Below are 13325 nucleotides of genomic sequence, written 5' to 3'. Positions count from 1 at the left end.
CATCGAGCATGGCCTTGTACCCTCCATGCCCTTGCAACCCGCACGGGCCCAAGCCACGCTCCCGGCTGCTCCCTCCCACGCCTGCCCCTCACCCGTCGCGCGTCGACAGGTTTAAAGGGGTGCCCCCTGGGAGAGGGACGGGGTGAGGGAAGTGGGCGGAGGTCCGGTGCGTTCGCGTCAGTGGCCCGCACGCTGATCGGTCTAGGCTGCCGAGCATCCGCATGCACCGCTCCGGCCCTCGACGACTGCTCCTCGCGCGACTGCGCCTCCTGCCGACGAGTGAAGGTGGACGGCACAGCCCCATCCAGTCGGGTTACCCGCCTGCCTGGGACATCGGCAACTCGCACGAAGGACGACCCATCCTGAATGATGGCCGCGTCTTCCTCGAAGGCCGGGAGCAGCTGGCCCCGGGAGAAGAGGGACGGGTTCACATCGAACCGCTGTTATCGGAGTAGTGGCTGCACGTCGTCCCCGGCATGCAGCTGCGGATGCACGAGGGATCGCGGCTCTGTGGACTGGCCACGGTGCTCGAGGCCATCACCGTCGAGTTGAGCTGACTCCATGCCCCCGCGCTTCACCCTCTTCGGACCCGCCCACCTCGCCACGCTCGCGCTGACGGTGCTCGTCACCGCGGTGCTCGTGCTGCGCTGCCGCCGCGGCCACGGCTGTCCGACGCGGGCGCTGGGCGCAGTCCTCCTCACGCTCGCCCTTACGGACATCGTGATCGAAGGCGGGTGGGGCGCGGGCTGGCTGGACGTGCTCCCGCTGCAGCTATGCGACGTGGCGCTGCTGCTCGCATGCATCGCGCTGCTCACGCGCCGGCAGCTCGCCTACGAGCTCACCTACTTCTGGGGCCTCGCGGGCTCGCTGCTCGCCATGGTGACGCCCGAGCTCGCCGCGGCCTTTCCCCACCCGCGCTTCCTCGCCTTCTTCGCGCTGCACGCTGGAGTGGTCGTCACCGCGGTGGTGCTCACCTGGGGCGTGGGAATGCGCCCGGGGCGTCGCGCCGTCTTGCGCGTGCTCGGCTGGACGAACCTCTACGCGCTCTTCATCGGCGCGGTGAACCAGCTCCTCGGCACCAACTACCTGTACCTGTGCCGCAAGCCGAGTACCCCCACGCTGCTGGACGCCTTCGGCCCCTGGCCCTGGTACCTGCTGGTCGGCGAGGTCGTGGCGCTCGTGCTCTTCCTCCTCCTCGCGCAGCTCGCGCGGGTGGCGCCGGTCAGAGGTGCCCGCGGCAGCGCTACTGCGCCTCGGGCGTGAAGGTGCACCCGTCTGCCCGTCCGCTGCGCATGCGGTCTGCGCGGCGTCCGTCGCATCGCCCTTCGCGATCTCGCGAGCGGGCTGCCGCGGACCCCCGGTGCCGCAACGCACCGGCCGATGCCACGTTGGTGGGGACACACTCTTTCCAGGAGGGAGTCCCCACATGGCGTCCGTGAAAAAGCAGAAGGCGAAGAAGCTGCAGGCCGAGGCCTCGAAGGCCACGGGTCGCACGCGCAAGGGGCGCAACAAGGTGCCCACCCTCTCGCGCGAGGACTCGCCGCAGCGCAAAGGTGGAAAGTTGAGCGGCAACCGCTCCATCAAGGCCTGACGTTCCCGGGGCTCGGAGACTCACCCGGGGTCGGTTGACGGGCCGCTGTACCTGTGTTCAGGCTCGCAGTCCGCATGGCCCCGCAGATCTCGCTCGACTTCCACGCCATGGCCGCGGCGCACCCGGCGCTCGCGGCCTTCCATCCGGTGGTGCGCCGCTGGTTCGCCGAGCGGCTCGGGGAGCCGAGCCGCCCGCAGGTGGAGGGCTGGCCGCTCATCGGGGCGGGGCACGACGTGCTCATCGCCGCGCCCACGGGCAGCGGCAAGACGCTGACGGCGTTCCTCGCGGCGCTCGACCGGCTCTTCCGCGAGGCGCTGGACGGCACGCTCGCGGACAGCACGCAGGTGCTCTACGTGAGCCCGCTCAAGGCTCTGGGCAACGACGTGCAGAAGAACCTGCTGCAGCCGCTCGAGGAGCTGCTGCAGCGGGCGCGGGCGGAGGGCTACACGCCCACTGCGCTGCGCGTGCAGGTGCGCAGCGGCGACACGCCCGCGGGCGAGCGCGCGCAGATGGTGAAGCGCCCGCCGCACATCCTCATCACCACGCCCGAGTCGCTCTACCTCTACCTCACGGCGGACCGCGCCCGCGCGACGCTGCGCAACGTGCGCACGGTCATCGTGGACGAAATCCACGCGCTCGCGCGCGACAAGCGCGGCAGCCACTTCGCGCTCTCGATGGAGCGGCTCAAGGCGCTCACCGAAGTGCGGCCGCAGCTCATCGGCCTCTCGGCGACGCAGAAGCCCCTGGACGCCATCGCGGGCTTCCTCACCGGAGCGAGCCGCGAGCCCTGCCGCCGCGTGGAAGTGGGCCACCAGCGGCCGTGGGACCTGCGCCTCGAGATTCCCGATGCGGAGCTGGGCAGCATCGCGAGCCACGAGATGTGGGGCCAGGTCTATGACCGCCTGGTGCAGCTCACGGGCGAGCACCGCACCACGCTCGTCTTCGTGAACACCCGAAAGCTCGCGGAGCGCGTGGCGCACGACCTGGGCGAGCGGCTCGGCCACGACAAGGTGGCGGCGCACCACGGGAGCATGAGCCGGGAGATGCGGCTCAGCGCGGAGGAGAAGCTCAAGGCAGGGCAGCTCACGGCGCTGGTGGCCACGGCGAGCCTCGAGCTCGGCATCGACGTGGGCAACGTGGACCTCGTGGTTCAGCTCGGCAGCACGCGCTCCATCGCGGTGCTCCTGCAGCGGGTGGGCCGCGCGGGCCACTACAAGGGCGGCATCTCCAAGGGCCTGCTCTTCGCGATGACGCGCGACGAGCTGGTGGAATGCACGGCCCTGCTGCAGGCGGTGCACGAGGGGGACCTGGACGCGGTGCGCATGCCGCTCAAGCCCCTGGACGTGCTCGCGCAGCAGATCGTGGCGGCCTGCGCCTGCGAGGAGTGGGACGAGCGCGCGCTCTACGCGCTGTTCCAGCGCGCCTGGCCCTACCGCGACCTCACCTACGCCGAGTACGAGAAGGTGCTCGACACCCTGAGCGAGGGCGTCGCGGCGGCGCGGGGCCGCGTGGGCATCCACCTGCACCGCGACCGGGTGAACCAGCGGCTCAAGGCGCGGCGCGGCGTGCGCATCACGGCGCTGACCAACGGCGGCGCCATCCCGGACACCTTCAGCTTCTCCGTCACCGCGGAGCCCGAGGGCAAGATCGTCGGGACGGTGGACGAGGACTTCGCCATCGACTCCTCGCCCGGGGACGTGTTCCTGCTGGGCTCGACCGCGTGGCGCATCCAGCGCGTCATCGGCTCCACGGTGCAGGTGGAGGATGCGCGGGGGCAGCCGCCCAACGTGCCCTTCTGGCGCGGGGAGGCGCCGGGGCGCACGGACGAGCTGAGCCTCCAGGTCGGACGGCTGCGCGCGGAGCTGCTCGAGCGCACGGACGCGCGCGAGTACCTGGAGAAGAGCCTGCGGCTGCCGCCTCCCGCGGCGGACGCGCTGCTGGGCTACCTGCGCCTCGGGCAGCGGGCGCTGGGGGCGGTGCCCTGCCACAGCACGGTGGTGGCCGAGCGCTTCTTCGACGAGGCGGGCGGGATGCAGCTCATCATCCACGCCCCCTTCGGCATGCGCATCAACCGCGCCTGGGGCATGGCGCTGCGCAAGCGCTTCTGCCGCTCCTTCGACTTCGAGCTGCAGGCGGCGGCCACCGAGGACGGCATCCTGCTCTCGCTCGGCGAGCAGCACTCCTTCCCGCTGCAGGACATCTTCGACTTCCTGCACCCGGACAGCACCCAGGAGGTGCTGGTGCAGGCGGTGCTGCAAGCGCCGCTCTTCGGCACGCGCTTTCGCTGGAACGCGACGCGCGCGCTCGCGATGAGCCGCTTCTCCTCCGGCAAGCGCGTGCCGCCGAACCTGCAGCGCGCGCGCAGCGAGGACCTGCTCGCGAGCGTGTTCCCCGCGCAGGTGGGCTGCCAGGACAACCACGGCGGCGGGGACGTGGAGGTGCCGGACCACCCGCTCGTGACGCAGACGATGGACGACTGCCTGCGCGAGGCCATGGACGTGGACGGCCTGCGCGAGGTGCTGCGGCGCATGAAGGACGGGCGCATCCGGCTGCTCGCCTGCGACGTGCCCGAGCCCAGTGCCTTCGCGCACCAGCTCATCAACAGCATGCCCTACACCTTCCTCGACGATGCCCCGGCCGAGGAGCGGCGCGTGCGCAACGTCTCCCTTCGCCGCACGCTGCCGGCCGAGGACGCAGCGGCCTTCGGGCAGCTGGACGAGGCGGCGATCCGCCAGGTGGTGGAGGATGCGCGCGCGCCGGTGCGCGATGCGGACGAGCTGCACGATCAGCTGCTCGGCCTGCTGCTCCTGCGCGAGCGCGAGGTGCCGGCCGCGCTCGCGCGCACGCTGCTGGAGGCGGGGCGGGCGGCGTGGCTGGAGGCGGCCGAGCAGCGCTTCCTCGTCTCGGCCGAGCGGGTGCTCGCGGTGCGCGCGCTGTTCCCGGCGGGGGTGCTCACGCCGGCGCTGGAGCCGCTCCCCCACGAGCGGCCGCTGGAGCGCGAGAAGGTGGTGCTCGCGGCGGTGCGCGGGCGCATGGAGACCTGCGGCCCCACCACCGTGCGCGAGCTGGCGGAGCGCGCGTGTCTCGGCCCCTCCGAGGTGAACGCGGCCCTGCACGCGCTGGAGGCGGAGGGCGGCGTGCTGCGCGGGCGCTTCCGGCCAGGAGCCACTCCGGACGAGACCGAGTGGTGCGACCGGCGGCTCCTGCAGCGCATCCACCGGCTCACCGTGGGGCGGCTGCGCAAGGAGATCGAGCCGCTCAGCGCGCAGGACTTCATGCGCTTCCTCTTCCGCTGGCACCACCTGGAGGACCTGGACTCGCTGCGCGGGGGCTCGGGCCTCGCGAAGGCGGTGGCGCTCTTGCAGGGCTACGAGGCGCCGGCGAGCGCGTGGGAGCGACACCTGCTGCCCTCGCGCGTGCGCGGCGAGGTGGGCGAGCTGCTCGAGCGCGCCTGCTACGGCGGCGAGGTGGCCTGGGGAAGGCTCACGGTGAAGGAGCCCAGGCCCCCGCCGGGCCCGCGGCGCGGCGCGCCGGTGGACCCGCCTCCCGCTCCGGAAGCGGCGCGCACGCGCGCGCCCGGCCCCAACCGCAACGCGAGCCTCACCTTCGTGAAGCGCGAGTGCCTCGACTGGCTGCTCGCGGCGGCGCGCCCGCACGCGCTCCTGAGCGACGGGGGCGTGTGGCTGCCGCCCGAGCTCTCGCAGCCCGCACGCGACGTGGTGGCGGTGCTGGAGCGGCGCGGCGCCTGCTTCTTCAACGACCTGGTGGCGCAGAGCCGGCGGCTGCCCGCGGAGGTGGAGGACGCGCTGTGGGAGCTGGTCGCGCGCGGGCTCGTCACCGCGGATGCGGTGCAGAACCTGCGCGTGCTGCAGAGCCCGCTCGCGCGCAAGCGCCAGAAGCAGCAGCAGCGCGGGGGCCCCGGGCGCTGGAGCCTGCTGGTGCCGCAGGAGACCAAGGGGCAAGACGAGGTGCTCGAGCAGCTCGCGCGCCTCTTCCTGCAGCGCTACGGCATCGTGTGGCGAGACCTGGTGCTGCGCGAGGCGCTCGCCCCCACCTGGCGCGACCTCTTGCGCGTCTACCGCCGCATGGAGGCGCGCGGGGAGCTGCGCGGAGGGCGCTTCGTGGCGGGGGTGGTGGGCGAGCAGTTCGCCCTGCCAGACGCGGTGGACGTGGCGCGCGCCGTGCGCCGCCAGCCCCCCTCGGGCGTGCGGGTGAAGCTGTGCGCGGTGGACCCGCTCAACCTCACCGGCCTCGTCACGCCGGGGCCTCGCGTGCCCGCCACGGTGCACAACGTGGTGGTGTACGTGGACGGGGTACCCCAGCCGCAGGAGGCGCTCGCCGCGCCCGGCCCGGAGGACACGGCGCTGGAGGACGAGGCCCTGGAGGACGAGGCCTTCGGAGGAGAGTCCGGGGGTGAGCCCGGGGTGGCGCAGGCGGGCTGAGGGCGCGGAAGCAAACAGGCACGCGCGCAAAGCCCTGCGCTATGCCGGCAGACAGCGTACGTTGAAGGGCCAAGGGGGAACCTCGATCCATGCGCCACCTGCCCGTGCTCGCCCTGCTGCCCCTGCTCGCCTGTGCCTGCTCGGGCAATGACAAGCCGCCCCAGGGGGCGGTGAGCGGTCGCCTCACCCCGTACCGCAGTGCCACGGCGCTGTCGTCCCGCGCACCCTCTGCGGCGGCGCCCAAGGCGGCGCTCGAGGTGGCGCGAGAAGCGGTGCAGGCGCGGCAGAACGCGCCGGCGGTCGGCGTGGACGCGGACCCGCGCACGCTGGACGTGCCGGCCCCGCTCGCGCGCCCCCCGCGCCGCGCGCAGGCCCTGCCCGGCGAGCTGCTGGTGGGGCTCGCACCGGGGCCCGCGGCGCTCGCCCAGGGGACGCTGTCGCACCGCGCCGAGGCCGCGCGCGCGCAGGTGGCCCGGGCGCTGCCCGGCCTGGACGTGGAGCACGAGGCCTTCCTCGGGCGCTACGTGCACCGCTTCCGGGTGCACCCCCACGGCCAGCGCGCGCTGGTGGGGGAGGCCGAGCTGGAGGCGGCGGCGAAGCGGCTGCGGGCGCAGCCGGGCGTGCGCTGGGTGGAGCGCAACATCCGCATGTTCCCGCTCGCCACGCCGGATGACACCTACTTCCCGGTGCAGTGGAACTACACCCTGGTGAACCTGCCGGCGGCCTGGGACCAGGAGCGGCAGGGCAACGGGGTGGTGGTGGCGGTGGTGGACACGGGCCACCGCGCGCACCCGGACCTCGATGCCCGGCTGCTGCCCGGCTACGACTTCATCTCGGACCCGGGCAACGCGCAGGACGGGGACGGCGTGGACGCGGACCCCACGGACATGGGCCACGATCTGCCCAACGGCAGCTCCTCGTGGCACGGCACCCACGTGATGGGCACCATCGGCGCGGTGACGAACAACGCCGAGGGCGTGAGCGGCGTCACCTGGGGCACCCGCATCCTGCCGGTGCGCGTGCTGGGGCTGGCGGGCGGGGACAGCGCGGACATCGTCGCGGGCATCCGCTGGGCGGTGGGGCTGGACGTGCCCGGCATCCCGAGCAACCCCACCCCCGCCAAGGTGGTGAACCTGAGCCTGGGGACCACCGGCGAGGCCCAGGCCGTCTACCAGGACGTGATCGACGAGGCGGTGGCGAACCCGCAGGTGCCCGGCGGGCCGGTGTTCGTGGTGTCCGCGGGCAACGACGCCGCCGCGACCTCGCAGTCCGTGCCCTGCAACCAGCGCGGCGTCATCTGCGTGGGGGCGGTGGGCCTGAGCGGCACGCGCAGCAGCTACTCGGACTTCGGGCCCGAGGTGGACCTGATGGCGCCCGGCGGCGAGATGCGCGAGGACCTCAACGCGGACCGCCGCCCCGACGGCGTGCTGTCCACCGGCTTCGACGCCGAGGGCAACCCCTCCTACACCTTCAAGCAGGGCACCAGCATGTCCGCGCCGCACGTGTCGGCGGTGGTCGCGCTGATGGCCGCGGCCCACGGCAACACGAACCCGCTCACGGGCGCGCAGATCGAGACGCTGCTCAAGGAGACCGCCAACCCCGGCAGCCAGTGCGCCGAGGGCTGCGGGGCGGGCCTGCTCAACGCCCTGGGCGCGGTCGCGCGCGCGAGCGGGAACCTGCCCTCGGGGCCGGCCACGCTCAGCCTCACCTCGAACGAGCTGGCCTTCGTGCAGGGCGGGCGCTCCGTGCAGGCGCTGCACCTGGCCAACACCGGGGGCGGCTCGCTCACCGCCACGGTCAGCGTGGGCGGCGCCGAGGCGGCGCGGCTCAGCCTCCCGGAGGGCAACAGCGTCACCCTGGGGCCCGCCGAGGCGGGCACCATCCGCGTGGCGGCCAACCTCAATGGCCTGCCGGTGGGCACCAGCCAGGCCACCCTCACCGTGGACGCGGGCGCGGCCGGCACCAGCACCGTCAACGTGCGCATGCGCGCCGCCGAGCTGCAGGACCAGGACGCCACCGTGGTCTTCATCTTCCGCGACGAGAACGACCAGCTCACCGCCTCCCCGCGCACCACCACGGTGGCGCGCGCGTCGGACCAGTACAGCTACCGGATCAGCCTCGACGAGAACACCTACTTCGTGGTCGCCGGCATCGACGACAACCACAACGGCGAGCCCTTCGACGACGGCGAGCGCACCGGCTTCTGGCGCAACGTGGACAACCCGGAGGAGATCGTGGTCGCCGCCGGCCAGGAGGTGACGGGCATCGACTTCGACCTGGTGCCCTTCAGCACCCTGTCGTACGCGCCGCCCGCCACGAGCGCGGCGCCCATCCCGCTTCGCTAGAGGGAGTGACCGCGCCGCCCGCTTTCGCGCTGGCGGCGCGCGCGCCGCGAGGGCACCCTCGCCCCCATGAGCCTTCCTCCTGTCCCCGGGGCCGCCCCCCGCACCATCCTGCAGCGCCTCAAGGAGGAGACGCGCGAGCACCACGCGCGCGCCGAGGCGGCGATGCGCCTGCTGGACCCCGCGCTCAGCCCCGCCCTCTACCGCCGCCACCTCGAGGCCCTCTACGGCCTCTACGCCCCGCTCGAGGGGCAGCTGGAGGGGCTGCTCTCGGGCGCGCAGGGCGCCGAGGCGCTGGAGCTGCCGCGCCGCTGGAAGCGCACCTTCCTCGCGAGGGACCTCACCGCGCTGGGCCACGACGCCCAGAGCCTCGAGCGCCTGCCGCGCGCGCCGCCGCTGCCGCTCGAGGGGGTGCCCGAGGCGCTGGGCGCGATGTACGTGCTGGAGGGAGCCACCCTGGGCGGACAGCTGCTGCTGCGCCACCTCACGCGCCACTTCTCCGGCCAGTACTCGGGCCACCCCGTGGGCGACTTCACCTTCTTCCGCGCCTACGAGGAGGCGCTGGGGCCCATGTGGCGCGCCTTCGGCGAGGCGCTGGTGCGCGCCACCCCGGACGAGCCCTTCGCGCAGCGCGTGGTGCGCGGCGCGCACCTCACCTTCGACGCCTTCGAGCGCTGGCTCGACGAGGCGCTCAGGGCGCCGCCGGCAGGCTCCCCCGGAGCATGAAGAAGATGAGCACCCCGGTCACCGAGACGTAGAGCCACACCGGGGCGAGCCAGCGCGTCACCCGCCGGTGGCGCGCGAAGGCGCCGCGCCACGCGAAGTAGAAGGCGAGCAGCGCCCCGGGCACCACCAGCGCGGACAGCAGGATGTGGCTCGCGAGCACCAGCAGGTACAGCCCGCGCGCCGGCCCCACGTAGCGCGTGTCCCCGTGCACGTAGTGGTAGGCGAGGTAGCCCACGAGGAAGAGCGCGCTCGCGCCGAAGGCGCTCACCATCAGCCGCTGGTGCAGCGCGCGCTGCCCGCGGCGGATGGCCACCCAGCCGGCCGTGAGCAGCGCCGCCGCCAGCGCGTTGAGGCCCGCGTTCACCGCCGGCATGAAGCGCAGGTCCACCCCGGCCACCGGCCCCCCGCGCCGCACGAGCAGCAGCCAGGCGAGCAGCGCGAGCGCGAGCACCGAGACGAGCGCGATGAGCAGGAAGAAGGCCCGGTCGCCGAGGCGCGGCGCCGCAGGGGAGGGGAGGGCGTTGGCCATGAGCGTGTCTTCACCCAGCCGTGCCGCGCGCGCAAGCACCCGCGCCCCGCGCCCGCCTGCGCGGGCTGCCCAGAGCCAGTAGCCCGGCTAGAGTCCCGCACGTCATGCCCGCCCCCCGCCAGAACCCGCTCCTGAGCGACCGCGACGTCGCCTTCCAGCTCTACGAGGTGCTCGACGCCGCCCGCCTGTGCGCGCTGCCGGGCTTCGAGGCGCACTCGCGCGACACCTTCGACCTCTTCCTGGACAGCGCCCGCCGGCTCGCGCGCGACGTGCTCTTCCCCACCTACCGCCCCATGGACGCAGCGCCCCCCGTGCTGCAGGCGGGCCGCGTGCACACCCACCCCGCGCTGCGCACGCTCTACCCGCAGCTGGTGGAGCTGGGCCTGCTCAACGCCACGCGCCCCGCGGAGGTCGGCGGCCAGCAGCTGCCCCTCACCGTGTACGCGCTCGCCTCGCTCTACCTCATGGCGGGAAACCTCAGCGCCTACGGCTTCGTGGGCCTCACCTCGGGCGCCGCCCACCTGCTCGAGGCCTTCGGCAGCGACGAGGTGCGCCGCCTCTTCATGGAGCCGATGTACGAGGGGCGCTGGACGGGCACCATGGCCCTCACCGAGCCGCACGCGGGCAGCAGCCTCGCGGACGTGCGCACCCGCGCCGTCGCCCTCCCGGACGCGCCGGGGCGCTTCCGGCTGAGCGGGAGCAAGATCTTCATCAGCGGCGCGGACCACGACTTCGCCGAGAACGTGGTGCACCTCACGCTCGCGCGCATCGAGGGGGCCCCGGCGGGCACCCGCGGCATCTCGCTCTTCGCCGTGCCCGCGCAGAGGCCCGAGGGCGGCGCGCTCGTTCCCAACGACGTGCAGGTGGCAGGCCTCATCCACAAGATCGGCTGGAAGGGCCTGCCCAGCCTCGCGCTGAACCTGGGCGAGGCGGACGCGTGCGTGGGCTGGCTCGTGGGCGAGCCGGGGCGCGGGCTCGCGCAGATGTTCCAGATGATGAACGAGGCGCGCATCATGGTGGGCCTCAACGCGGTCGCGACCGCCTCCGTCGCCTACCAGGAGGCGCTCGCGTACGCGCTGGGCCGCCCCCAGGGCCGGCCCCACGGCGCGCGCGACCCCGAGGCGCCGCAGGTGCCCATCGTGGAGCACGCGGACGTGCGCCGCATGCTGCTGCGCCAGAAGGCCATCGTGGAGGGCGGGCTCTCGCTGCTCGCCGCCACCAGCCTGCAGGCGGACCTCGCCCAGCACGCGCCCGGGCCCGAGGCGCGCTCGCGCGCCGCGCTGCTGCTGGACCTGCTCACCCCCGTGGCCAAGACCTTCCCCGCGGAGCGGGGCTTCGAGGCGAACGCGCTCGCGGTGCAGGTGCACGGCGGCTACGGCTACACGACCGAGTACCTGCCCGAGGCGCTGCTGCGCGACCAGAAGCTCAACACGCTGCACGAGGGCACCAGCGGCATCCAGGGGTTGGACCTGCTCGGGCGCAAGGTGGTGGCGGGCGGCGGCGCGGCGCTCTCCGCCTTCGCCGAGGAGGTGGAGCGCACCGTGGCGCGCGCGCGCAAGGCCGGCGTGGAGGAGGCGTGGTGCGCGGCGCTCTCCGAGGCCGTGGGCGAGCTGGGCGGGCTCACGATGGAGCTGGGCGCGCGCGGCCTCGAGGGAGACGTGGAGGGCATGCTGCGCCACAGCGCGGACTACCTCGAGCTGTTCAGCATCGTGGCCGTGGCCTGGCGCTGGCTGGACCAGGCCGCCGCGGCGCAGGAGGGGCTCGCGCACGCGCAGGGCGCGGACGCCGCCTTCTACGAGGGCAAGCGCTGCGCGGCCCAGTACTGGTTCCAGACCGAGCTCACCCGCGTGCCGGCGCTCGTGGCCCTGGTGCGCGGCAACGACGACTCCTACGCGCGCATGCGCGCGGAGTGGTTCTGAGCCGCGCGGCCCTCTGCGCGAGCCTGCTGCTGCTCGGTGCAGCCTGCAGCGAGGACGCGAGGCCCGCGCAGGGCACCCCCTCGGCGCAGGTCGTCCACTACGGCTACGGCTTCGACCTCGCCTCCGCCGAGGCCCGGGTGACGCTGCAGCTGCAGGTGGAGCAGCCCGGGGAGGGCTGCGTCGCGCTCGCGAGCGCGCTGCCGCTGCGGGAGCTCTCCGCGCCCGGGCTGCAGGCCTCGCAGGACGGCGGGACGGTGGCGCTGTGCGGGCGCTTCGAGCAGGGCGCCGCACTGCAGCTGAGCGCGCGCACCCAGGTGCCGCTGCGCGGGCCCGACTCGCTGCCGGGCACGCAGGTGGGCCTCACGCGGCTGCAGGACGCGAGCGGACACCCCTTCACGTATCTCCTCTCCTGGGTCGAGGCCTGTCCGCTGCTCGGGCCCTGCGACCCTGCGGCCTCGCGCCTCGCCCACTTCGAGCTGGACGTGAGCCATGGCCCCGACGACGTGGTGCTCTGCCCGGGCACCCGCGACGCCCAGCCCACGCGCACGCGCTGCGCGCTGCTGGGGACGCAGGCGCCCACCTACTCGGCGCTCGCCGTCGCCGCGAACCCCGCCTGGGTGCGCACGCCTATGGTGGAGGCGGCCGGTGTCTCCGTCGTCCTCTACGAGGTGCCCGGGGGGCGGGTGGGGGCGGCGCTGCCCGCGGCGGAGGTGGGCGACTTCCTCGCGTGGATCTCCTCGCAGCTCAGCCCCTTCCCCTACGGAGACGAGCTGCGCGTGGCCACGGGCCCCACGGCCTGGATGGGCATGGAGCACCCCGCCAACGTGCTGCTCTCCGAGACGCTCCCGGACCTGGGCTCGCTCTACCAGCGCCCCGCGCTCCACGCCCTGCGCCACGAGCTGGTGCACCAGTGGGCGGGAGACCGCACCACGCTCGCGAGCCCTCTGGACTTCGCCTGGAAGGAGGCGGTGGCCGAGTACCTCGCCTACGTGTACGAGGACGAGCGCGGGCTGCCGGGCGAGGCGGCGCAGACGCGCGCGCTGTGGCGGCAGCAGGGGCGCGGCGCGGGCTACGCGGTGCGGCCGCTCGAGGACCCGGGCGTCCCGCTCTCCGCGTGGAGCCCCAGCACCTACGGCGCGGGGCCCCTCGCGCTGCTGCTGCAGCTCGAGCCGCTGCTGGGCCGGCCCGCGCTGCTCACGGCGCTGCGCGCGCTGCTCGCGAGCCCCGGGGCGCGCAGCGTGGAGGACCTGCGCCGCGAGCTGGAGCGCGCCTCGGGCGCGGACCTGCGCGCCTACTTCGACGCGTGGGTGTACGGGCGCGGCGAGCCCGAGTGGCCGCAGCTCGCGGTGAGCGCAGTGCAGGCGGAAGGGCAGGTGACGCTCACCGTCACCCAGTCACAGGGCGCGGGCGTGCGCTTCCCCCTCGCGGTGCAGGTGGAGCTGGAGGGGGGCCCGGCGCGAGAGCGGGTGGAGCTGCGCTTCCCGCTCGGAGCGGCGAACACCACCGCGACCGCGACCGTGCCCTTCGCGCAGGCGCTCGAGCGCGTGACGCTGGACCCCGAGAAGCGGGTGCTCGCGCGCGTGCGCGGCGCCCTGCCGGAGCCCGCCGCGCCGCCCCTGCCGCGCTGGCACCCCTGAGTCCGCGCGCGCCTAAGCCCCCGGACATAGATAATGTCCACCCCCAGCATGGACTCGCTGCGGGTGGACAGGGCAGAGCGGGAGCGGCTGCGAAGCATTGGCCACTCCGCGGACGTGGATGCGGCCGAGCGCGACCGGG

Annotated in this window: 8 protein-coding genes; 7 read left to right on the top strand and 1 reads right to left on the bottom strand. The window is 74.2% G+C overall.

Annotated elements, in window-relative coordinates; genetic code table 11:
- Nucleotides 1–561 precede the first annotated feature (561 nt).
- From FGE12_RS29820 to FGE12_RS29800, 5 genes are all read left to right on the top strand, one after another.
- The gene (locus FGE12_RS29820; RefSeq protein ID WP_153870061.1) at nt 562–1263 is read left to right on the top strand and encodes a TIGR02206 family membrane protein; all 702 of its coding nucleotides are present in this window, start codon (nt 562–564) and stop codon (nt 1261–1263) included.
- 163 nt (nt 1264–1426) lie between these two features.
- The gene (locus FGE12_RS29815) at nt 1427–1591 is read left to right on the top strand and encodes a hypothetical protein (RefSeq protein WP_153870060.1); all 165 of its coding nucleotides are present in this window, start codon (nt 1427–1429) and stop codon (nt 1589–1591) included.
- A 74-nt stretch (nt 1592–1665) separates the two neighbouring features.
- Nucleotides 1666–6033 (top strand): DEAD/DEAH box helicase, encoded by a 4368-nt coding sequence (locus FGE12_RS29810; protein ID WP_153870059.1) that lies wholly within the window; start codon nt 1666–1668, stop codon nt 6031–6033.
- 89 nt (nt 6034–6122) lie between these two features.
- Nucleotides 6123–8378, top strand: a complete 2256-nt coding sequence (locus FGE12_RS29805) for a S8 family peptidase (protein ID WP_153870058.1) — start codon at nt 6123–6125, stop codon at nt 8376–8378.
- Between the two features lie 66 nt (nt 8379–8444).
- Nucleotides 8445–9101 carry a biliverdin-producing heme oxygenase gene (locus tag FGE12_RS29800; protein WP_153870057.1) on the top strand — a complete coding sequence of 219 codons (657 nt, stop codon included), beginning with the start codon at nt 8445–8447 and terminating at the stop codon, nt 9099–9101.
- On the opposite strand, the gene FGE12_RS29795 is transcribed toward FGE12_RS29800, so the two are convergent.
- Entirely contained in the window at nt 9067–9630 is a 564-nt protein-coding gene (locus tag FGE12_RS29795; RefSeq protein WP_153870056.1) for a DUF420 domain-containing protein, read from the bottom strand. The two genes, FGE12_RS29800 and FGE12_RS29795, sit on opposite strands and share 35 nt — an antisense overlap.
- Before the next feature lie 104 nt (nt 9631–9734).
- Between FGE12_RS29795 and FGE12_RS29790 the strand changes: the two genes are divergently transcribed.
- Nucleotides 9735–11549, top strand: a complete 1815-nt coding sequence (locus FGE12_RS29790) for an acyl-CoA dehydrogenase (protein ID WP_153870055.1) — start codon at nt 9735–9737, stop codon at nt 11547–11549.
- A complete protein-coding gene (locus FGE12_RS29785; protein ID WP_153870054.1) occupies nt 11540–13186 on the top strand; it encodes a M1 family aminopeptidase in 1647 nt (548 codons plus the stop codon). Before FGE12_RS29790 ends, FGE12_RS29785 begins: the two co-directional genes overlap by 10 nt.
- The last annotated feature ends 139 nt before the right edge of the window (nt 13187–13325 follow it).

Source organism: Aggregicoccus sp. 17bor-14 (assembly GCF_009659535.1).
In the GTDB taxonomy this organism is placed as follows: Bacteria; Myxococcota; Myxococcia; order Myxococcales; family Myxococcaceae; genus Aggregicoccus.
Note: the sequence above shows the minus strand (reverse complement) of the source record. Positions and strands in the feature narration are given on the sequence as shown.

Excerpts from the sequence above, each read along its gene's own strand:
- FGE12_RS29820 (WP_153870061.1), top strand. The coding sequence starts at position 562 with ATGCCCCCGCGCTTCACCCTCTTCGGACCCGCCCACCTCGCCACGCTC.
- FGE12_RS29815 (WP_153870060.1), top strand. The coding sequence starts at position 1,427 with ATGGCGTCCGTGAAAAAGCAGAAGGCGAAGAAGCTGCAGGCCGAGGCC.
- FGE12_RS29810 (WP_153870059.1), top strand. The coding sequence starts at position 1,666 with ATGGCCCCGCAGATCTCGCTCGACTTCCACGCCATGGCCGCGGCGCAC.
- FGE12_RS29805 (WP_153870058.1), top strand. The coding sequence starts at position 6,123 with ATGCGCCACCTGCCCGTGCTCGCCCTGCTGCCCCTGCTCGCCTGTGCC.
- FGE12_RS29800 (WP_153870057.1), top strand. The coding sequence starts at position 8,445 with ATGAGCCTTCCTCCTGTCCCCGGGGCCGCCCCCCGCACCATCCTGCAG.
- FGE12_RS29795 (WP_153870056.1), bottom strand. The coding sequence starts at position 9,630 with ATGGCCAACGCCCTCCCCTCCCCTGCGGCGCCGCGCCTCGGCGACCGG.
- FGE12_RS29790 (WP_153870055.1), top strand. The coding sequence starts at position 9,735 with ATGCCCGCCCCCCGCCAGAACCCGCTCCTGAGCGACCGCGACGTCGCC.